Raw genomic sequence first — 20,444 nt, forward strand, 5'->3', positions numbered from 1 at the left:
AGGCCAGTGATGAGCGACTATCCGATACCCGCGGATGAGCAGGCACGGCTCGCGACGTTACACGAGCTGGAATTGCTCGATACCAGCGCCGAGCCGGCCTTCGATCGGGTCACGCGGTTGGTCTCACGGCTGCTGGAGGTGCCGGTTGCGCTGGTGACCTTGATCGATGCGCATCGCCAGTGGCTCAAGTCGCGAGTCGGGCTGGATGTCGAATCCACCCCGCGCAGCGAGTCGGTATGCAACTGGACCATCGACCAGCGCTCGCCGCTCGTGATCGAAGACCTGAGCCAGGACCCACGCTTCGCGCATTTTTCAGGCGTCAATCGTCATGACGGCCTGCGCTTCTATGCCGGTATCCCGCTTTACAACTCGGCCGGGGTGGCGCTGGGGTCGCTGTGTGCGGTGGATCACCAGCCGCGGCGGATCGATGCCGAGCAGTTGGCGACACTGGAGGACCTAGCGGCGATCATCAATCAGGAGATCCAGCTGCGCGAGACCAACCAGCGCTTAGCAACCCTGGTTGCCGATCACGCCGAAACCCATCGCACGCTGCATGCACGCGAGACCGAACTGCGACTGGTCATCGATACCGCCTATGATGCCTATATCGGCCTCGATGGCGAGGGACGGGTTACCGATTGGAATCGTGCGGCGGGGCATATGTTCGGTCTCTCGCGGGAGGCGGCGCTGGGAATGTCGATCGATCAGCTGATTGGCCCGTTGACGCTGCCCTTTGCGGGTGAGCGCAGCATCAGCGAAGCAATGGCCAGGCGTCACGACGGTCACGAGATACCGGTCGAGGTGCGCATGCGGGCATTCGAGCTGGGGGCCGATACCCACTGCAGTATCTTCGTCCACGATATCACCGAGCGCCGCCAGCTCGACGCCCTTCGCGACCAGGAGGCGCGCCAGGACGTGCTCACCGGCCTGCCCAATCGTCGCGCCCTGGACGAGCGGCTGCCGGAGGCGATGGCACGGGTGATTCGCTCCGGCAAGCCGCTGGCACTGCTGTTCATGGATCTCGATGGCTTCAAGGCGGTCAACGACGACTACGGCCATGACGCCGGCGACGCCCTGCTGCGCGAGATCGCCCGGCGCCTGCTTGACTCGGTGCGTAAGACCGATCACGTGTCGCGCTTGGCGGGGGATGAGTTCGTGGTACTGCTGGAAGGCATCGACATCATCGATGCCGAGGCCTTCGCTGGCAAACTGGTAACCCTGGTCGAGGCCCCGGTGGCGCTGGGCGAGGAGGTCGCCGAGGTCAGTACCAGCATCGGCGTGGCCGTGCATGGGCCGGGGGATGTCAGGACTGCCGCCGCACTTCTCAAGCGCGCCGACGTGGCGATGTACACCGCCAAACGCGCCGGCAAGGCACGCGTTCACCTCGCAGAGGATGACGACGACTCATGATACGTACCCTGATGGTTACCGGCAGCGGCCACTGGCAGCGCGGTGGCGAGGAGCTGATCGACGCTTGGCGTACCCGTGACGACGCGCATATCTGGATCGATATGCAGGGGGAGTCGCAGGCCTACGAGCGCCAGCTGCTCGATGCCTTCGACTGCCATCCGATGGCAATCAACGATGCCCACCGCGACCGTCATCCTCCCAAGATCGAGGAGTTCGAGCACCACACTCTGATCATCTATCGCGGCATCGCCGCCTTCGACGGCGAGCTCAACTACCAGGCCCAGCCGCTGTGCTTCTTTATCGGTCAGCGATTTCTCATCAGCCTGCACCCCAGCGAGGCGCGCAGTATCGAGCAGCTGTTCGACGCGCACGGCCAGGCGCTGCTGCAGGCCTCGCCGCAGCAGGCCGCGCTCAAGGTGATGTACACCTCGGCGGGCTACTACCTCGACAGCCTGCTGGAGTTCGAGGGGGTGCTCAGCGACCTCGAGGACGAACTCCTCGAGGCCGGCAACGACCAGCTGATGCGGCGCATCACCGCCTACCGCTCGCGGCTGGTGAAGATGCGCCGCATCTTCAACTACCACAAGGGCATCACCCAGGAACTGATCGCCTACGATTACCGGCATCTGCCGCGTGACGACAGCGACACCCTGCACGCCATCAACGACGTCTACGAGCGCTTCGAGCGGCTGCACAGCCTGACCCAGATGTACTACGACATCTGCGGCGACCTGGTGAACGGCTATATCTCGATTTCTTCCCACCAGCTAAACATCACCATGCGCGTGCTGACGGTGATTTCGGCGATCTTCATTCCGCTGACCTTCATCGCCGGGCTCTACGGCATGAACTTCGAGAATATGCCGGAGCTCGGCTGGCGCTATGCCTATTTCGTGGTGCTGGGCGTCATGCTGGGGATAGGGTTTACGCTGGTATGGCTGTTTCAGCGTAAAGGCTGGTTTCGTTAGCGCTTCAGCGCCTCGGGTTAGGTCGTGGCCTGGCGTTGTGCCAGTCGCGACAGCCGCAGGTGCAGTGCCACTAGACCTAGCCCGAGCAGCACCAGCATGCCGCCAAGCAGCGGTGGAAAGGCCTCGGCGCCTGCCAGGTCGAGCAGCGGTCCGGTCAACGACGGGACCACCAAGGCGCCACTGCCGGCGGCGGTAAAGATCAGCCCAGTGGTGCGTCCACTCATGTCCATCACCTGATTGCCGAGGCTGAACAGGGTGGGAAAGATCGCCGAGGCTGCCAGGCCGAAGAGCAGCGCCCCCAGTGTCAGCGGCAGCCACACCGCATGCAGTGCCAGCGCCGTGATGATGCCGAGCAGCAGGCAGCCGATCAGGATCGCCCAGGGCGAACACCAGCGCAGCAGTGGAATCGCCAGCAGGCGCCCGGCAGAGAGTGCCATCCAGAACAGCGTCACCAGCAGTGCGGCACGCTCGGCGGTTAGCCCGGTGAGCACACCGTAAGCGGTGATCCAGCCGGCGAAGGTGATCTCGACGCCCACATAGAGCGCGAACAGCAGCATGAACAGCGCCAGCAGGACGGGGTCGCGGTGCTTTGGCGTGCGCGGGGTGGCATCCTCATCGCTGGCCAGCTTGCTTGGGCTCCTCAGCCGCGACAGCGGCCACAGCATCGCCAGCAGATAGGCGGCCACTACCCAGAACGCCCACTGAAACTGACCGCTGATGGCCAGGGCCGCCACCATCACCAGCGGCACCAGCATATTGCCCAGCCCGAAGCAGAAGTGCAGGGCACTGACGTGGGGCCCGGCGGCATCTCGGTGACGCCATAGCAGCAGGGTGTTGGCCCCCGAGTTGAGCGACACTTCAGCGAAGCCCAGCAGCAGAAACAGCCCGGTCAGCAACCCTAGCGTCGGACTCAGCGGGGCCACTGTAAGTCCCGCCGCGGTCAGCAGCAGCATACCGATCAACACCCGGTGGCCATTGAGTCGGTCCATCAGCAGGCCGGTGACGAAGGCACCGCTCATATTGCCCAGCGCGCGGGCGGTGAACAGGATGGCGATCTGACTCATGCTCGAGTCGGTCATTGCCGCCAGATGCGGCAGCGCCGGCCCGAGCAGGCCGCCGGTCATGCCGACGCCGAGGAACAGCAGAAAATAGCAGAGAGTCACCTGGCGGTGGTGACGGCTGGGGAAGTTCAGCATGACCGGTCCTTGGCGAGCGCTTGGGCATTGGGTGCCCGGCGCAGGAGAGCGCTATGTTGGCTGATATGGATGGCGGCCTTCAAGCTCGTACTGCATGCATGGCATGTTCTGGCCGGCGCGTTATGGCATGCTTGGCGCACCTGACACCCTCTGCTGGAGCATTTCCTACATGCTGATCATGATTCTCGGCCTGCTGATCTTCCTGGGCAGCCACTCCGTGCGCATCTTCGCCGACGATTGGCGTCAGGCGCAGTGTGAGCGCCTTGGTGAGACGACCTGGAAGCTCGCCTACTCAGTGGTCTCCGTGGCTGGCCTGGCCATCGCCATCTGGGGCTATGGCCAGATGCGCTTCGACCCAATCTTCGTGTGGTTCCCGCCCACCGGGCTGCGCCATCTGGTGCTGCTGCTGATGATCCCGGCGTTTATCATGCTGGTGGCCGCCTACGTGCCGCACAACGCCATCAAGGCCAGACTCGGCCACCCGATGATGCTGGCGGTGAAGATTTGGGCCCTGGCCCACCTGCTGGCCAACGGTCGGCTCGGCGATATCGTGTTCTTCGGCGCCTTCCTGGTGTGGGCGATTCTGGCCTTCCGTGCCGCCAAGCAGCGCGACCGGGCCAATCCGCCGGCCGCCCGCGAGAGCCGCGCCACCGCCACCGTGCTGACGGTGGTGATCGGCCTGGTGGCCTACTACCTGTTTGCCTTCCACCTTCACGTGCTGGTCACCGGCATGCCGGTGATGGGCTGAGGAAAGCCGCATGGGCAAGGTAATGATCGTCACCGGTGGCAGCCGCGGGATTGGCGCGGCCACCGCTCGGTTGGCCGCGGCGGCCGGCTATCGGGTGTGCCTGAGCTACCGCGACAATCGCGAGGCGGGCGATGAGGTGGCCGCCAGCATCGCGCGGAACGGCGGCGAAGCGATCGCGGTGGCCGCGGACGTCAGCGTCGAGCGCGACGTGGCACGGCTGTTCGACACCGTCGACCACGCCCTGGGCCGCGTCGAGGTGTTGGTCAACAACGCTGGCATCCTGGCGCCGCAGTGCCGGGTCGAGGCGATGGACGCCGCACGCCTGGAGCGGGTGCTGGCGGTCAATGTCACCGGCAGCTTCCTGTGTGCACGCGAGGCGATCCGGCGCATGTCGACCCTGCACGGCGGCCCGGGCGGGGCCATCGTCAACCTGTCGTCGATGGCCGCGCGGTTGGGCGCGCCCAACGAGTACGTCGACTATGCCGCCGCCAAGGGCGCGATCGACAGTTTTACCGTTGGCCTGGCCAAGGAGGTGGCGACCCAGGGAATCCGCGTCAACGCCGTGCGACCGGGGCTGATCGCTACTGACATTCACGCCAGCGGTGGCGAGCCGGAGCGCGTGGCGCGGCTGGCACCGGGCGTGCCGATGCAGCGCGGCGGCGAGGCCGAGGAGGTCGCCCGTGCCATCCTGTGGCTGGCCTCCGCAGACGCTTCCTATACCACCGGCAGCTTCATTGATGTCTCCGGCGGGCGCTGAGCAGCGAGACAAAAATTTCTCTTGTGCCAGGGGCGCGATTCGAAAATTTCTGCACTAGGCAGAATGCCTGAGTTTGATATCGTCGCGGCGTGAATGCTCCGCCAACGCGAAGAGGTAGCCCATGGCACCTGAAGCAACATCAGACTCGATTCCTGCCACCATGTCGGCCATGCTGCTGACCGGTCATGGTGACGTTGACAAGCTCGAATACCGCCATGATGTCCCGACTCCGCGCCCCGCTCCCGGTGAGGTGCTGGTGCGGGTCACCGCCACGGCCAAGAACAACACCGACCGCAAGGCGCGGGAGGGGCTCTACCCGACCAAGGAAAAGGGCGAGGTGACCTCGTTCGCCATGGGCGGCGAGGCGACCCTGACCTTTCCGCGCATCCAGGGCGCCGATATCGCCGGGCGCATCGCCGCGGTGGGTGACGGCGTCGACCCGGCGCGCATCGGCGAGCGTGGCCTGCTCGACTTCAACCTCTACGCCGACGGCCGGCGTCATATCAATCTGACGCCGGACTACTACGGCCACGGCGCCGACGGCGGCTACGCCGAGTACGTCGCGCTGCCGGCGGATCAGTTTCACCCTGTGCCCAACCCCGAACTGGCCGATGCCGAACTCGCCGCCATGGGCATGTGCTCCTACCAGACGGCCTACCACATGATGACCTCGGCGCGGGTCAAGGCCGGCGAGCACGTATTGGTCACCGGCGCCAGCGGCGGCGTGGGCACGGCGCTGATCCAGCTGTGCCGCATCGTCGGTGCCATCCCCTATGCGCTGAGCCAGGCCGACAAGGCCGAGGCGCTCAAGGCGCTGGGCGCCGAGGCGGTATTCGACCGGACCCGGATGGATGACTTCACCGCACAGGTCATGACGGCTACCGGCGGCGCGCCCATCGATGCGGTGATGGATCTGGTCGGCGGCGAGATGACCGATCGCTTCATCGACACCATGATCGTCGACATGAATCGCCGCGCCGACTACCCACGGCTGTCGATCGCCGGGGCCAGCGGCGGCAATCTCAGCGAGATCATGTGGACACGCATCTACCTCTACCAGGTGCAGATCTTCGGCGTCTCCCACGGCACCCGTGAGGAGGCCGAGCAGCTGGTCGAGTGGATCCGTGCCGGTCAGCTCAAGCCGGTACTGCACGCTGCCTTCAAACTCTCCGAGCTGCACACCGCCGAGCGCTATTTCGTCAAGCGTGGCAGCAACTACCTGGGCAAGATCGTTATCGTGCCCGACGCCGAGTGGGATGAGCACGGCGCCCCTTTCGCCCTGGAGCAACGCGCATGAGCGAACTGACCTTTCAGTTGATGGACACCCACGCCGGCGGCGACGTCAGCCGCATCGTCACCGGCGGTATCGACGCGCTGCCCGGGGCCACGGTGCGTGAGCAGATGCACTACCTGCGCGACGACGCCGACGGCCTGCGCCGGCTGCTGCTGGAAGAGCCCTACGGCATCCCTGAGATGTCGGTGGATCTGATCGTGCCGGCCACCGACCCGACGGCGGCGGCCGGCTATATCATCATGGAGGTGATGGGCTATCCGATCTACTCCGGCTCCAACACCATCTGCACCGCCACCGCGGTGCTCGAGGCCGGCATCGTACCCAAGCAGGAGGGCACCCAGCGCTTCGTGCTCGAGTCGCCGGCCGGGCTGGTCAACATCGAGGCGCGGGTCGAGAACGGCGTGGTCGAGGCGATCACCTGCGGCGGGCTGCCCAGCTACATCGATACCTACCGCGCCAAGATCCATGTCCCGGACCTTGGCGACGTGACCTATAGCGTGGCCTATAGCGGCGGTTTCTATGCGCTGGTCGATGCCGCCGAGCTGGGGTTCTCGCTCAACCGTGCCGAGGAGCGCCAGCTGGCCGAGTGTGCCCACAAGATCGTCGAGGCGATCCAGGCCGAGCGAGGCTTCTCCCACTACACCCTGGGCGACGTGGGGCCGCTGCCGTTCCTGCACTTCATGGGACCGGTGGAGCAGGTCGCCGACGACTTCTACCGCTCACGCTCGACCACCTATGTGCATCCCGGCGTGATCTGCCGCAGCACCACCGGCACCGGCACCTCGGCGCGGCTGGCGCTGATGCACTACGAGGGCACCATCAAACCGGGGGACAAGCTGGAAACCGTGTCGCTGCGCGAGACCGGCTTCATCGGCCAGTTCACTGCGGTGCGCGAGGAGGGCAATGGCCATGTGGTGGAGAACACCATCACCGGCAAGAGCTACGTGCTGGCGCGCTCGGAGATCGTCGTCAACTGCGACGACGCCATGGTCGATTGCAGCGGGCTACACCACATCCTGACCAGCGCTCATCCTGAGCGAACATAGCGGCCCCGAGAGCGGCGCCCCAAGGCGGGGCGCGCTCATACCTTGACCTTGCCGCGCAGCGACTTGGTCTTGCCCTTGCGGGTCTTGCTGTCGACTCGGCGGCGCTGCGAGCCCTTGGTCGGCCGGGTCGGCTTGCGCACCTTTTGCTGCTTGACCGCCTCGCGGATCAGCTCGCGCAGGCGCGCCAGTGCATCCTCCTTGTTCAACTCCAGGGTGCGGTGACTCTGGGCCTTGATCACTACTACCCCCTCCTTGCTGATGCGCTGGTCGGACAGCGCCATCAGCCGCTCCTTGTAGAAGGGCGGCAGGCTGGAGTTGGGGATATCGAAGCGCAGATGCACCGCCGAGGCGACCTTGTTGACGTTCTGGCCACCGGCGCCCTGGGCGCGGATCTGACTGATCTCGATTTCCCAGTCGCCCAGCTCCACGCTGTTGGAAATACGAAGCATGCGGGCCTCATGAATGGCAGAAGAGAAAAACGCTAGCCTAGCATATGGCCGGTTAAGGGCGGGGTGACAGAGAATGCTGTCAGCGGGCCAGCTGCCGCGGAATCTGGCAGACTGGGGAAATACTTCCTCAATCAGCGAGAGACCTAGATGAGCGACGCGACCAAGCCCTGGACTCAACCCATGCCGGACGAGCAGTTCACCCTGATGCGCCGGATCCTCGATGCGCCGAGCCCGATAGGCCTGGAGGGCGCCATGACCTACGGCGTGCTCAAGCCCTACTTCGAAGGCTTTGCGCCCAACGGTTGGCACCTGCACCAGTACAAGGGGCATGCCGGGGTGGTGCTGGATACCCATCCCGGCCGCGACGACATGTTCAAGGTGATGATCATCGGCCACGCCGACAAGATCCGCATGCAGGTGCGCAGCATCGGCGACGACGGCAAGATCTGGATCAACACCGACTCCTTCCTGCCTGGGGTGCTGATTGGCCACGAGGTCAAGCTGTTCAGCGAGGATCCCGAGCAGCCCGGCAGCTACCGGGTGATTCGTGGCGGCACCGTCGAGGCGCTGGGCGCCATCCACTTCTCCGAACCGGCCCAGCGCGACGGTAGCAAGGGCCTCAAGAAGGAGCAGATCTACCTCGACCTGCAGATTCACGGCGAGAACAAGAAGCAGCAGGTGCTCAACCTCGGCGTGCGTCCCGGCGACTCGATCCTGTTCGACCGCCCGATACGCCCCGGCTTCAGCCCCGACACCTTCTATGGCGCCTACCTGGATAACGGCCTGGGCTGCTTCGTGACCGCCGAGGTGGCGCGGCTGATCGCCGAGGCCGGCGGCACCCAGCAGGTGCGGGTGCTGTTCGCCATCGCCAGCTACGAAGAGATCGGCCGCTTCGGCAGCCGGGTACTGGCCGGCGAGCTAAAGCCGGATGCGCTGATCGGCGTCGACGTCAATCACGACTACGTGGCCGCGCCGGGCATCGGCGACCGGCGCATGCAGCCGCTGGAGATGGGTAAGGGCTTCACCATGTCGGTGGGCGCCATCGCCAGCGAGCAGCTCAATCGCCTAATCGAGACCACTGCCAAGGAGCAGGGCATCCCGCTGCAGCGTGATATCGTCGGCGCAGATACTGGCACCGACGGCATGGCCGGCGTGCTCGCCGCGGTGGACTGTGCGGCGACCTCGATCGGTTTCCCGATCCGCAACATGCATACCATCTCCGAGACCGGCAACACCCAGGACGTGCTGGCTGCCATTCATGCGCTGACCCATAGCCTCAAGGCGCTGGACGCGCTGCCCGATATCCACCGTGAGTTCCTCGACAACCACCCGCGGCTGGACGAGGCCGGTGCATTGACGCACCAGGGCCATGCCAAGCCCGAGGAAGACAAGAAGGAGCAGAAGGAGGACGCGTGAGAATAGTGTCTCGTGGCGCCGCAGCGGGGCTGGTGCTGGCGTTCGCTGCCGGATGCAGCGAGCCGCAGCCGGATGCGTCGGCCACGGCCAGCCTGACACCGCTGGCCGTGACGGATGAGGCGATTCGCGGAGCGGATGACGGGCGCCTGCTGGATATCGGTGAGGTGCCCAGCAATATTCACATCGATGACGACGCCGAGTTCGGCGCCGCACAGCGCTTTGTTGCCGCCGAGCTGTCGCCTGATGAGAGCCGGATAGCGGTTGCCACTCAGGGTGCCGCCCACGCCGCCGGCTGGCTGCTGGCCGTCGAGGACGGCACGCTGCATCCGGCCGCCTTTCAGTACGGCGGGGAGGTCGAACCGGGTCCGTGGCGCGACGACGGCGCCTATGTGGTGTTCGCGCTGGAGGGCCCGGCGCCGAGCCGTACTCTGGTTATCGTCGAGGGCGATGCCGTGGGCGAGACGGTGGAGGCCAACGCGCGCCCGGTGCGTATCCCCGAGCACGCCGAGAGCATCCCGGCGGAAAGCGAGTACCGGGTAACGGAGTGGCACGATGACAGCCTGCTGTTCGACGTGGACGGCGAGAGCTACCGTCTCGATCCGGCGAGTGGCGAGGTCCGCTAGCCGGGTGCCAGCCGTATTCCGCGGCCGGCAAAGAAGCGTGCGAACACGGCAGGTGTCAAGGTCGCATCCTGCTGTGTAGCGCGCTCCACGCCGGAGGGGTTATGGAAGCGCAGGGCGTCTCGGGTGGCCTGGGTGATCAGTACCAGGTGCCCACCACGCGCCGGCGGCTCGACCTCGGGCCGGCGAATGCCGGGGTGTACCGACGCCACGAACAGGGCGTCGCCATCGAGATGTTTTGTCAGCTCATGCATTTCGACAGCGGTATGTACCGTGGCCTGCAGGCCGAACTCCTCGCGCAGCAGCTGCGTGGCTGGGGCATAGATCATGCCTTTTATCTCGCCGTCTCGCTCGACGTAGGCACCGTGCTGGATAGCTCGCTCGAGCAGGCGAAAGATCGGATAGACGCTGCCGGTGAAGTGGGCGATGGCCATCTTGAGGCAGGCCAAGCCGCACACATGCCTGGCCCATGTTTCATACTCATTAGCAGATCGCGCGCCGGAGTCTTGCCAGCGCGGGTCGTCCCGAGGCCGTCGCCGGCCTGACAGGAAGTCGTCGATCAGCTCGGGGCTCTCCCACTGAGCGTAATAGGGCACGTTGGTCACGCGGCTCTCCTCCCTGTGCAGTGAGCGGTTGCGCCTACTCGACCCGCGCCCGAAGCGCGGCCAGATAGTCACGGATGCGCTGGGCGTTGGTGCCCATATCGCTGCGTCCGAGCCGCGACGCCGAACGCACGTCCACCTGGGTGCCGCCCTCGACCTCGCTCAAGCGGATCGCCACGTCGTCCTTGAAGCCGAACCAACGCGTGGTGGCGGTAGCCTCGATGCGGTCGCGACTGACCTCGGCCAGCGCCCAGCCCTGGTCCAGAGCGGCAGCTTCGGCGGCGCTGAGGGCGTCGTCGAGTGACAGCTCGAGCATGATCGGCTGAATGTCCGGGTAAGCCTCGCGCTGCTGGCGAGCGGTGCGCTCGCCGGGGTGGTCGACGGCGTTGGGTGCGGCTTCCCGGGCCTCGGCGAGTGTCACGAAGGCCGGCGGATCGTCCAGATCGGTGGTGATATCGTGGATCGGCGGTACCTGCTGGGCGCGCTGCTGCAGCTGATAGGGCACCCACATCATGCTCGCTACCGCCACGATCACCAGCCCACCCACCAGCGCGGGTTGAACGCGCTTGCACAGGCTCGCTACCAGCAGTGTCATTAGCCCCATGGCCGCGGCAGCCAGCGCCACGTAGGCGCCCTGGCGAAGCCATCCGAAGGCAGTGCCAAGGTCTATCAGGTCCAGACGGTGGGCCGGCCCCGCGCCGCCCATCAGCAGTGCTGCACCGCCCAGCAGCAGCAGGCTCAACCAGGCCAGGACGACCGGCCAGCGCCCACCGCGGGGACGAGGTCGTAAGGTTAGCTTAGACATGATGACTCCTGGTCATTTCGCGTTGTTTTGTCTAAGCATACTCGTGTCACCCGGCAAATGCCGAGTATCTAATGCTGGAGCGTCCTTGCTCGCGGCAGCGCTCAGAAGATATTGGAGCGGTCAGTGCTTATGAGGAGGGGGCGAGAGGGTGGCATAAGCTCGCCGGATGCGCCACTGGCTGAGTATGAACAACGCGAAGCTCACACCCGCCGAGGCCAGCAGTGCCAGCAGGAAAGTGACCAGTGGGGGCACGCTGCCTGCCAGGAGGGCCGTCACCAGGCCGAAGGCCACCAGACTCAGCATGCCCTGTTGCGCCATGCTCACCGTGGCGCGCGCCACCTCGACGCCGTAACGCTGGTGAAGGGTCCAGCCGATGGTCAGCAGTCCAATGGGGAAGCCCACCAGTATCCCCGAGAGCAGCGGCCCGGCACTGGCCGCAACGGTGGTGGCAACGCTCACCAGCACGCCGGCGAGTACGCCGCGCAAGACCAGATCGAACCAGCCCGAGGCGGCGACCACCCTGGGCGGTGTCAGCCTGAGATAGCGCTTTACGCTCTCGGCCAGCAGCAGCACCAAGGCGTACATCAGCACCGCCATGGTTACCCCGCCTGGGAGTTGCAAGAACAGCAATACCGAAGGAATCCAGCACAGCGCTGCCAGTGTCAGGCTGGCTCTGGCGCCCATCCGTTTGGCCGAGACAACGAAGCAGATAGTGAATACCAGCGTGGCGACCAGGGCGTGAAGGGTTGAGAGTGCCGCTTCGCGAATGAACGCCGGTGACTGCTCCTGGAGCATGAAAAAGTAGCCAGGCCCCAGGACGATCGGCATACCGGCAATGATGCCGCCTAGCCTGGGGCCCAGCTTGCCCACCGCGATGGACACGCCGATCACCACTACCGCGGTGGCCACCAGCTTGGCCGCGAGGATGATCAGCATCTCGCTTGCCTGGCCGCCGCCCTGAAACTGCCCAGCCGGGCAATCCAGACAAAGGTTTCCAGCGTGCGAATATTCATCGGCATCCAGCTCCTGAAACGGGTTGCATTGCCAGCACATGACGACACCGCAGTGAGGCATGCATGGCGCCGAGGCCGGCACTGGGAGCATGCCAGAGCGGAGGTGTGGGTGGTATCTTGGTGGTTATCGACTTGATCCTTAGCAACGCAACGTTTAGCGAGGCCACATGAACCCGACCATCGAACTGTTGATGTCTCACCGCTCGATTCGCAAGTTCAGCGAGCAGAAGATCCCGCGGGAGCTGCTGCTGGAGCTGATTCGTGCCGGTCAGGCGGCGGCAACGTCGAGCCACGTCCAAGCCTACAGCGTGATCCATGTCACCGATCCGGGAAAGCGCGAAATGATCGCCGAGCTCGCCGGTGGCCAGGGCTATATCGCCAGCTGTTCTGACTTCCTGGTGCTGTGTGCCGACATGAAGCGCCCCACCGATGCCGCCGAGCGCACCGGTGCCAAGGTCGTGCGCGGCATGACCGAACAGCTGCTGGTAGCCAGCGTGGATACCGCCCTGATGGCGCAAAACGTGGTGGTGGCCGCCGAGTCCGAAGGGTTGGGCATCTGCTACATCGGCGGCATTCGCAACAATCCGCAGCAGATCAGCGATTTGCTGTCGCTGCCGGATCATGTCTTCCCGGTGTTTGGGTTGTGTCTCGGCTATCCGGCCCAGGAGCCGGACGTCAAGCCGCGCCTGCCGGTGGAGGCGGTACTGATGGAGAACACCTACCGCGAGGATAGCGCCCCGGTCGCCACCTTCGATGCCACCATGCACACCTATTACAGCGAGCGTAGCGGGGGCAACAAGAACACCGACTGGTCACATAACCTCACGCCGCTGTTCGAGACCAAGCTGCGCCCGCACATGCGTGATTTCCTGGTCAAGCGCGGCTTCGAGATGAAGTGACGTCACGCATGAGCTGGCCGAAGGATAGGCGGGCGACGCTAAGATGATTCTCTGCGATTCTTGCACGATCCTATCAATATGTAGGCTGGGCGATTGTGCGAGGTATCGGCTCGACGTAACGTGATACTCCTGTGGAGACAGGAGTTGAGAGATGGCGACGGAGATCCGGCCGTTTGCAGAGGCCAGCCAGCTGATTAAACGATTCTGTCAGAATGGCGAAGGGTGCGGGACGACACCGATTCCCGGCGTGATGCTGTATCGCTCGGATGCGCCCACGGCGGCCATTCCGGCGATCTTCGAGCCGATGCTGTGCTTCATTGTGCAGGGGCGCAAGCGCACCATGCTTGGCGACCGCTGCTTCGAGCATGGCGCCGGCGATTATTTGATCGCGTCGGTCGACCTGACCATCAGTGGCGAAGTCATCGAGGCGAGCCCCGAGGAGCCCTATCTGGCCTGTGCCCTGCGCCTCGATACCACGATACTGGCCGAGCTATTGCTGGCCATGCCGGAGCAGCCGGTCTCGAATCGCCCCTGTTCGGGCATGTCGATGTGCCAGCTGTCGCCAGAGCTGCTGGATGCCCTCACACGACTGCTGCGTCTGCTCGAGCGTCCTCAGGACACCGCGATTCTGGCGCCGCTGATCGAGCGCGAGATTCTCTACCTGCTGCTGCGCAGCGAGCAGGGCGAGTCGCTGCGGCAGATCGCCCTGGGCGAGAGTCACCTGACCCAGGTCAGCAAGGCGATCACCTGGATTCGTGGCCACTATGCCGATCCGCTGCGTATCGAGACCGTGGCGAAAGTGGCCAATATGAGCCCGTCGTCGCTGCACCGCCACTTCAAGTCGGTCACCGCCATGAGCCCGCTGCAGTACCAGAAACAGATCCGTTTGCAGGAGGCGCGGCGCCTGCTGTTGAGCCAGCAGGCAGATGCCGCAAGCGTCGGGTTCACGGTGGGCTATCAGAGTCCATCGCAATTCAGCCGCGAGTACTCGCGGATGTTCGGCGCGCCACCGCGCAAGGACATCGCCTCGATTCGTCACAGCGTGCCGAGCGCGGTTGGCATAGCCAATACGGAATCACTCGGCGTGGCCTGAGTCGGTAGGGCCATTTGGCCCTCCGCTAGTGGATGTCAATGGAAGCTTTCCGACATGTAATCCGCGAGATTGTCGATCTCTTCATCGGATAGGTCGGTGGCATTGGACGCCATCAAGGCAGTATTCGGCCCCACTTGTTCACCTGCTCGATACTGCATGAGGCGAGACGATAGGTAGTCCGCATCTCTACCCGCCAGCGAGGGAAAGCTCGCCATGCCTTTCCCTGAGCGGCCATGACAGTGAGCGCAGACATTTGCATATAGTGTTTCAGCATCGCTTGTCTCCGCTGCCTGGGTGTTGAAGGTTCCAGACATAAGGGCAACGCCGATGACAATGAGCATGGGTAATTTCATGGTGTGCTAGTCTCGCCAATCTCGCGTGGGGTGGGCAGTCAATGCATGGGTGTTGTGCAAGCACGCAACGGCAAATGGCCGCACTGCCATGGGCAGTGCGGCGCGGTGGGCCGTATGCAGTTATTCCGGGATGATCTGGTGGATCTCCCCTTCATCCACAGCCGCGTACAGGCTGCCATCAGGTGCCTGAACGAGGGAGCGGAATCGGGCGGAGGGCATCGGCAGTGGCATTTCGGTAACGTCGTGGACGGAGAGGCCGTCTTCCGCGATGTCGATCACATCGATACGCTGGCCGACCGGGGTGTCCCCGAAGCCAATCCCCATGAAACCGACCACCATCCGGCCATTCCAGGCTCCCCACTGCTCGCCGGTCAGAAACTCAGCGGATACCATGCCTTGCGAGAGACCATTGTTTTCCCAGGCCGGCGGCATGGCGTCGGGGTAGGTGTCGAAGTCGGTCATGGGCATGTAGGCGGCCCGCTCAGATGGCTCCATGGCATCCATCTGGTGAGGTTCATAGCCACAGTAGCCGTCAGGACAGTCGTCGCGCCCGGCCATGTTGGGACGCGGATCCCAGCCACCGTTGCCGCCGGCCACTAGCGCGGTGATCTCATCCGAGTGCCAGGGGCCGTGTTCAGCGGCAATGGGCTGGTGGGTCTCAGGATGGAAGGTGAGGCCCTGCACGTTGCGATGGCCATAGGTGAAGATGCGCGCATCGAAACCCTCTGGGGGCGTGTTGCCCTCGGCAGCATTGCCGTCTCGGTCAATACGCAGCACCTTGCCTCCCAGTAGGGTAGGACTCTGCGGTACCTCGGCATTGTGAGTATCACCGGTGGCGACATACAGATAGCCATCATCCGGACTAAACCGAAGCCGGCCGCCGTTATGTGCCCCCGGCCCGCCAAAGGGTTGGTCTGTGGCCTCGGGCTTGTAGGGGATGTCTTCGACAATGTCGGTGCGCTCTGATACGCCGCTGAAGTCGTCGTTGACCACCAGTCGCAGCACCCGATTGGTACCTGGCTCGGTCGTGCTGGAGGCCGAATAGACGTAGAGGTAGCGGTTGTCATCGAACTCGGGGTCCACTGCGACACCGTTCATGCCGGCCTGGCCTTCACAGAACAGATCCGATTCGGTACTTGCGTAGCCTTCGGTGTCGGCCATGCCCATCAGTTTATTGACGTCGCCACCGGGTAGCAGCACCGATAGCCCAAGACACTTCTCTGTGAAGAACATGGTCCCATCGGGCAGAAAGGCCATGTCCCACGGATTGTCCAGGTCGGAAAGCACCACGTTATGATCAAGGGTTGGGGCATCAGTACTCGCAAAAGCCGTCGCTGGAAGGCCTACCATCATGGCAGTTCCCATAATGGTAAGGAGTGACGGCGCGGTGATTCTTGGCGTCATTGGCGTTTCTCCCACACTTGTTAGTATTTTTGTCGACCCGCTACACGCTTCATACTAGGACAGGTTGTGCAGGTGTGCGCTCAACAATTTTTACGCCGAGCGCAAGGGGCTTCCACGCCGAAACACCGAACAGGTGAGGCGGTGCGGGGAGACACTATGGGTTAAGGTCTGCTTGACGCCTCAGCAGCAGCGACTCCCCTGCCAGCCCCTGCTGCAGGCGGGTGGCGAGGATCTCCACGATGCCGTCGTGTTCACCGGCCAGGCGCGTGGTGGCAACGTTGAGGCGGGGGTTATCCGTCATTGCCTGGTCGCAGATCTCGGCAATATCGCCGTCTTCGCCGGCGTGACGCCCCGGGGAGAGAAACAGCATGGCCAGGATCACGTCGCCGCTGGCCATGGTGGGAGAGGCCAAGAGGGACTCCAGCAGCGGTTCGTTGAAGCGGTAGGCATCGCCTTCGCGACGCTCCATGGAGGCAAAGGTGACGCAGCTGGCCTGCTCGGCAAGCAGCACGCTGAGCTGGCCGGCGAGGTAGTTGCGCACCGCCGTGACCTCGGGAATCGGACTGCCGTGATCGACCAGCACCACCTTGGGGCGAGTCATGCCTGACATGCGCTCGCGCACGTTGTCGGCCAGCAGCTGTGCCAGGCGCAGGTCGAGCGGCCCCTGGGTGTCGACCAGTGGCTGGGTCACCTTGATGCTCAGCAGCGGGTAGCTGGCCTGCACCTCGGCCAGACGTTCAGGCAGGTAGCGGGTCAATGCCTGGCTGGGGCCGAAGAAGAACGGCAACACCACCAGCTCAGTGCCCCCTTGTGCCGCAAACTGCTCGGCCAATGGCCCCAGCGATACCGCCTTGCGGCCGCCTAGCTGCTCGGCGGGGATCTTGTAGGAGTGCAGCAGCGAGGCGGCCTCGACCGCTTCGCCGCTAGCCTGGCTGAGTGCCTCGGCCAGCCGACGCAGGTTGAGCGTGGCTTGGGGACGACGTGAACCGTTGTCGACGAGCAGAATCTTGCGCATGGAGGTCTCTTGGCTGGGGCAGGCGGAGTGGCGCTGCGTTGGGCGGTTAGTGCAATCACACGATCAACGATGATTTTCCCAATAGGGACATATTGCAAGCAACGCGCGATGGGACGACATGTTTATCTCTTCAGGGAAAATGGCTGCCACATGCCGCGTCTTTGCGCATGTAGTAGCCTGATAGGCACCCAGGCCCGCGGTCGGGATGGCTATTCGATTATGGGGAGAGGTGATGGAAACGCTACTCAACGCAAACGCGGAGGTCTCGGACGCCGCACTCAGCGCCATTGCGCACATGCCGACGGCCAGCCTACCGGCGCTGATGAGCGACTACTTCGCTAAGCGACTGAGCGACGCCGACCTGATGCGGGTGGCGGTGCTGCTGGCGCAGAAGAGCTACGACGAGGGCGGCTGCCCGATCGGCGCGCTGATCGTCGATAATGCCACGCGGCGGATTCTCGGCAAGGGACACAACACCCTGGTGCAGGAGAACCATCCCTACCATCACGGCGAAACCTCGGCAATCCGTGATGCCGGCCGCATCGACTTCCGGCGCACCACGCTGTTCACCTCGCTGAGTCCCTGCGAGATCTGCGCCACCCTGGTGTATATGCGTGGCTTCTCGCGGGTGGTGGTGGGGGATGTCACCAACGCCTCGGGTACCGAGGCCCTACTGCGTAGTAAGGGCGTCGAGGTCGAGATCCTCGAAGACCCGCAGGGCATCGCGCAATATGCTCGCTTCAGGCAAGAGAAACCGGAGCTCGATCTCGAGGACTGGCAGGGATTGGGCGCGGTGCAGGAATGAAAAACCCCCTCGCCGAGAGGGGGTGAAACGTTGCGCTAGGAGGGCGTATTAGCCAGCCAGTTGTCGGACAGAGCTTAGTCGTCGCCGGCGGCCATCAGGCGAGCTTCACCGTTACGCACTTCGTCCCAGGCCTGGTCCAGGGTGTAACCCTGGCAGGCATCGATGGTGTCGATTACCTCGACGGCATGCTGCAGGGACTCACCGCGGCCCTTGAGGGCCACCACCAGCTTGGCGAGGTCCTGCTTGCTGAAGGTGCTGGCGATATGGTCGGCTTGCTGGGTCAGTTGAGTGCAGTTCATGGTTCAATCCTCGTGTAAGGTCATCATCCCCCGGGGAAATCCCGTCTTTGGGGTTGCCATCGGCGATGGCGCTCTGGTGCCTTAGCTACTCATGCCGGGCCGGGTAAGCGCCCAGTGCTGCAACTGCGACAGGGTCACAAGCGTATTCCAAGACCTTCGCTCTGGCGCCTGGATCAAATAAGGCATGGCGCTCAGTGGGTAGCTGGGGTCAGGTCAGGGGCTCGAGGTAGCGATACCCTGTCCTGAACCGTGATGTCACTATGGGCCAGGATCATGCACTGCACAAAGCGCCATTAGCCGCACGCGTGGTTGTAGTAAAACGACATATTGTGCATTGCACCACTACGCAGGTAGCGGGGCTACCGGACGGATAAAGGGAGGCGGCCATGCGGGCCATCAGTACCACAGGGCCCATCGGGGTGATCAGCGATACCCACGGCCTTCTGCGTCCCGAGGCACTGGTCATGCTCGAGGGCTGCGGCGTGATTCTGCACCTCGGCGACGTGGGAAGCCGAGAGCAGGACGCCGCCATTCTCGAACGGCTGGGGGAGCTCGCGCCGCTGGTCACGGTGCGCGGCAATATCGACACCGCCCCCTGGGCCGAGGCCCTGCCGATGACCTGCGACCTCAGCGTCAACGGCTGGCGCCTGCATCTGGTGCATATCATCAAGGAATTTGACCCCGCCACGGCCTGCGACGCCGTGCTCCACGGCCACTCTCACAAGCCGCGCAACCAGTGGCAGGATGGCCGCCTGCTGTTCAATCCCGGTGCCGCCGGCAAGCGCCGCTTCCGCCTGCCTATCACCCTGGGCAAGCTATGGGCCGATGAGCACGGCCTGCGCGGCGCCATAATGCATCTGCCGCTGTGATGTACAGGTGGTGGTTGCCGTCTTGTCGCTACCAGGAGCCGAAACCATGATCTCTTCCGAGCAAGCCACGCTGGCGCTGCGCTTGCGCGCGCTGCTGACCCAGCTGCCAAGCGAGGCCGTGCCGATCACCTACCAGCAGGCCGCCGAAGCCCTAGGGTTGACGCCGCCGGGTACCATCCAGCGCGTTGCCATGGCGCTGGAAGCCCTGATGCGCGAGGACGTGGCCGCCGGACGCCCGCTGATCGCGGCGCTGGTGGTCAGCCGGCGAGGCGACTTGCCGCGGCAGGGCTTCTTCGAGCTGGCGGTAGCGCTTGGCCGTTTTCCCGCCGACCCGGCCCAGCATGCCGCCGCCTATCGGCATGAGCTGGCGCAGGTAATGGCGAGCTAGCGAAGGTCAGGCCGCCTCGCCGTAGGCCTGATGCACGGCATCCTGAAGCCAGTCTCGAAAGGTCGTCATGGCCGCGCTGGGGGCGCGGGAGATCTGACGCGTCAGCCAGTAGCGGCCCAGTGAGGTGGTGGTCGCAAAAGGCTGCACGATGCTGCCCGCTGCCAGTTGCCGCTCGAACATCCGCGGCGGTGCCAGTGCCACGCCGGCGCCTTGGGTGGCCGCCTCCATCATCGCCAGGGAGGAGTCGAAGGTGATGCCCTTGACCAGCGGTGGTGGGCGCGGAATGCCCGCGGCGGCAAACCAGCTGGGCCATTCGTTCTCGCGATAGGAGCGCAGCAGCGTGTGCTGCATCAGGTCGTTGGGGGCGCTCAGCGTTGCCGCGACCCTTGGTGTGCAGAGGGGGGATAGCGGCGCCTCGAACAGCGGCTCGGCCTCGCAGCCATACCAGGCGCCGTCGCCGAAGCGAATGGCGAAATCCAACCCCTCGGCGGCCATGTCGACCCGATTGTTGTGGGTCGACAGGCGCACGTCGATCAGCGGGTGGCGCGCCTGGAACTCGGCCAGACGTGGCAGCAGCCAGCCCACCGCAAAGGTACCCACTGCGCCAACCATCATGATCTCCCTGACCTGGCCGCCCTCCAGGCGCCCCAGCATCTCGGCCATGCGGTCGAAGGCATCGCCCAGCACCGGCAGCAGCGCCTCGCCCTCGGCGGTGATCATCAGGCCCCGCGGCAGGCGCTTGAACAGCACCACGCCTAGCCGCTGTTCCAGCAGCTTGACCTGATGGCTGACGGCAGCCTGGGTCACATTTAGCTCATCGCCGGCGCGGGTGAAGCTTCTTAGGCGGGCGGAGGCCTCGAAGGCGCGCAGGGCATTGAGCGGTAGGTAAGGTCTCGTCATAGCCCAAATCCAGTTTATGGCTGATGCAAGTTAACATAGTTTGTGGGCGCGTTTCGTGATCGACTAATCTGCTTTTCGGCAGCGCACTGCCTGCT

Annotated in this window: 23 protein-coding genes; 13 read left to right on the forward strand and 10 right to left on the reverse strand. The window is 64.4% G+C overall.

What is annotated here, in order from left to right:
* Window positions 1-9 precede the first annotated feature (9 nt).
* Window positions 10-1,410, forward strand: coding sequence for a diguanylate cyclase domain-containing protein (locus tag BLT16_RS04545; protein ID WP_089657349.1), 1,401 nt, complete (start codon window positions 10-12; stop codon window positions 1,408-1,410).
* A complete protein-coding gene (locus BLT16_RS04550; RefSeq protein ID WP_089657350.1) occupies window positions 1,407-2,378 on the forward strand; it encodes a magnesium transporter CorA family protein in 972 nt (323 codons plus the stop codon). The genes BLT16_RS04545 and BLT16_RS04550 overlap by 4 nt, the downstream gene beginning before the upstream one ends.
* A gap of 17 nt (window positions 2,379-2,395) precedes the next feature.
* On the opposite strand, the gene BLT16_RS04555 is transcribed toward BLT16_RS04550, so the two are convergent.
* A complete protein-coding gene (locus BLT16_RS04555; protein ID WP_089657351.1) occupies window positions 2,396-3,574 on the reverse strand; it encodes an MFS transporter in 1,179 nt (392 codons plus the stop codon).
* Window positions 3,575-3,743: 169 nt separating this feature from the next.
* Here BLT16_RS04555 and BLT16_RS04560 point away from each other — a divergent pair, with 169 nt between their 5' ends.
* The 4 genes from BLT16_RS04560 to BLT16_RS04575 all read left to right on the forward strand — a co-directional run bounded on the left by BLT16_RS04560 (window position 3,744) and on the right by BLT16_RS04575 (window position 7,419).
* Complete coding sequence (locus tag BLT16_RS04560; protein WP_089657576.1) at window positions 3,744-4,322, forward strand: NnrU family protein; 579 nt, start codon at window positions 3,744-3,746, stop codon at window positions 4,320-4,322.
* Between the two features lie 10 nt (window positions 4,323-4,332).
* Window positions 4,333-5,079 carry an SDR family oxidoreductase gene (locus BLT16_RS04565; protein WP_089657352.1) on the forward strand — a complete coding sequence of 249 codons (747 nt, stop codon included), beginning with the start codon at window positions 4,333-4,335 and terminating at the stop codon, window positions 5,077-5,079.
* A gap of 121 nt (window positions 5,080-5,200) precedes the next feature.
* Window positions 5,201-6,376 (forward strand): zinc-binding dehydrogenase, encoded by a 1,176-nt coding sequence (locus tag BLT16_RS04570; RefSeq protein WP_089657353.1) that lies wholly within the window; start codon window positions 5,201-5,203, stop codon window positions 6,374-6,376.
* Complete coding sequence (locus BLT16_RS04575) at window positions 6,373-7,419, forward strand: proline racemase family protein (protein WP_089657354.1); 1,047 nt, start codon at window positions 6,373-6,375, stop codon at window positions 7,417-7,419. The genes BLT16_RS04570 and BLT16_RS04575 overlap by 4 nt, the downstream gene beginning before the upstream one ends.
* A 35-nt stretch (window positions 7,420-7,454) precedes the next feature.
* On the opposite strand, the gene arfB is transcribed toward BLT16_RS04575, so the two are convergent.
* The gene (arfB, locus tag BLT16_RS04580) at window positions 7,455-7,868 is read right to left on the reverse strand and encodes an alternative ribosome rescue aminoacyl-tRNA hydrolase ArfB (RefSeq protein ID WP_089657355.1); all 414 of its coding nucleotides are present in this window, start codon (window positions 7,866-7,868) and stop codon (window positions 7,455-7,457) included.
* Between the two features lie 147 nt (window positions 7,869-8,015).
* Here arfB and BLT16_RS04585 point away from each other — a divergent pair, with 147 nt between their 5' ends.
* Both BLT16_RS04585 and BLT16_RS04590 read left to right on the forward strand, forming a co-directional pair.
* A complete protein-coding gene (locus tag BLT16_RS04585) occupies window positions 8,016-9,284 on the forward strand; it encodes a M20/M25/M40 family metallo-hydrolase (RefSeq protein WP_089657356.1) in 1,269 nt (422 codons plus the stop codon).
* On the forward strand, window positions 9,281-9,907 hold the full coding sequence (locus BLT16_RS04590) for a hypothetical protein (protein WP_089657357.1): 627 nt from the start codon (window positions 9,281-9,283) through the stop codon (window positions 9,905-9,907). The genes BLT16_RS04585 and BLT16_RS04590 overlap by 4 nt, the downstream gene beginning before the upstream one ends.
* On the opposite strand, the gene BLT16_RS04595 is transcribed toward BLT16_RS04590, so the two are convergent.
* From BLT16_RS04595 to BLT16_RS04605, 3 genes are all read right to left on the reverse strand, one after another.
* Entirely contained in the window at window positions 9,904-10,509 is a 606-nt protein-coding gene (locus BLT16_RS04595) for a C39 family peptidase (RefSeq protein ID WP_089657358.1), read from the reverse strand. The two genes, BLT16_RS04590 and BLT16_RS04595, sit on opposite strands and share 4 nt — an antisense overlap.
* 34 nt (window positions 10,510-10,543) lie before the next feature.
* Window positions 10,544-11,311: a DUF1499 domain-containing protein gene (locus BLT16_RS04600; RefSeq protein ID WP_089657359.1), complete on the reverse strand. Its 768-nt coding sequence runs from the start codon at window positions 11,309-11,311 to the stop codon at window positions 10,544-10,546.
* A gap of 120 nt (window positions 11,312-11,431) precedes the next feature.
* Window positions 11,432-12,247: a hypothetical protein gene (locus BLT16_RS04605; RefSeq protein WP_089657360.1), complete on the reverse strand. Its 816-nt coding sequence runs from the start codon at window positions 12,245-12,247 to the stop codon at window positions 11,432-11,434.
* 244 nt (window positions 12,248-12,491) lie between these two features.
* Between BLT16_RS04605 and nfsA the strand changes: the two genes are divergently transcribed.
* Both nfsA and BLT16_RS04615 read left to right on the forward strand, forming a co-directional pair.
* Complete coding sequence (nfsA, locus tag BLT16_RS04610; protein ID WP_089657361.1) at window positions 12,492-13,223, forward strand: oxygen-insensitive NADPH nitroreductase; 732 nt, start codon at window positions 12,492-12,494, stop codon at window positions 13,221-13,223.
* A 151-nt stretch (window positions 13,224-13,374) separates the two neighbouring features.
* Window positions 13,375-14,316, forward strand: a complete 942-nt coding sequence (locus tag BLT16_RS04615) for an AraC family transcriptional regulator (protein WP_089657362.1) — start codon at window positions 13,375-13,377, stop codon at window positions 14,314-14,316.
* 35 nt (window positions 14,317-14,351) lie between these two features.
* Here the strand turns inward: BLT16_RS04615 and BLT16_RS04620 are convergent, their stop codons facing one another.
* The 3 genes from BLT16_RS04620 to BLT16_RS04630 all read right to left on the reverse strand — a co-directional run bounded on the left by BLT16_RS04620 (window position 14,352) and on the right by BLT16_RS04630 (window position 17,088).
* Window positions 14,352-14,657: a c-type cytochrome gene (locus tag BLT16_RS04620; RefSeq protein WP_245701454.1), complete on the reverse strand. Its 306-nt coding sequence runs from the start codon at window positions 14,655-14,657 to the stop codon at window positions 14,352-14,354.
* A gap of 132 nt (window positions 14,658-14,789) precedes the next feature.
* Window positions 14,790-15,959 (reverse strand): PQQ-dependent sugar dehydrogenase, encoded by a 1,170-nt coding sequence (locus BLT16_RS04625; RefSeq protein ID WP_245701456.1) that lies wholly within the window; start codon window positions 15,957-15,959, stop codon window positions 14,790-14,792.
* A 268-nt stretch (window positions 15,960-16,227) separates the two neighbouring features.
* Window positions 16,228-17,088, reverse strand: a complete 861-nt coding sequence (locus tag BLT16_RS04630) for a sirohydrochlorin chelatase (RefSeq protein ID WP_089657365.1) — start codon at window positions 17,086-17,088, stop codon at window positions 16,228-16,230.
* 232 nt (window positions 17,089-17,320) lie between these two features.
* Between BLT16_RS04630 and BLT16_RS04635 the strand changes: the two genes are divergently transcribed.
* Entirely contained in the window at window positions 17,321-17,893 is a 573-nt protein-coding gene (locus BLT16_RS04635; protein WP_089657366.1) for a nucleoside deaminase, read from the forward strand.
* Between the two features lie 74 nt (window positions 17,894-17,967).
* Here BLT16_RS04635 and BLT16_RS04640 read toward each other — a convergent pair whose 3' ends face one another.
* Window positions 17,968-18,192 carry a hypothetical protein gene (locus BLT16_RS04640; protein WP_089657367.1) on the reverse strand — a complete coding sequence of 75 codons (225 nt, stop codon included), beginning with the start codon at window positions 18,190-18,192 and terminating at the stop codon, window positions 17,968-17,970.
* 386 nt (window positions 18,193-18,578) lie between these two features.
* Here BLT16_RS04640 and BLT16_RS04645 point away from each other — a divergent pair, with 386 nt between their 5' ends.
* Both BLT16_RS04645 and BLT16_RS04650 read left to right on the forward strand, forming a co-directional pair.
* Window positions 18,579-19,061: a metallophosphoesterase family protein gene (locus tag BLT16_RS04645; protein ID WP_089657368.1), complete on the forward strand. Its 483-nt coding sequence runs from the start codon at window positions 18,579-18,581 to the stop codon at window positions 19,059-19,061.
* A 46-nt stretch (window positions 19,062-19,107) separates the two neighbouring features.
* Entirely contained in the window at window positions 19,108-19,449 is a 342-nt protein-coding gene (locus BLT16_RS04650) for a hypothetical protein (protein WP_089657369.1), read from the forward strand.
* Between the two features lie 6 nt (window positions 19,450-19,455).
* Here the strand turns inward: BLT16_RS04650 and BLT16_RS04655 are convergent, their stop codons facing one another.
* Window positions 19,456-20,349 carry a LysR family transcriptional regulator gene (locus BLT16_RS04655; protein ID WP_089657370.1) on the reverse strand — a complete coding sequence of 298 codons (894 nt, stop codon included), beginning with the start codon at window positions 20,347-20,349 and terminating at the stop codon, window positions 19,456-19,458.
* Window positions 20,350-20,444: the final 95 nt, after the last annotated feature.

The organism is Franzmannia pantelleriensis, from assembly GCF_900102875.1.
In the GTDB taxonomy this organism is placed as follows: Bacteria; Pseudomonadota; Gammaproteobacteria; order Pseudomonadales; family Halomonadaceae; genus Franzmannia; species Franzmannia pantelleriensis.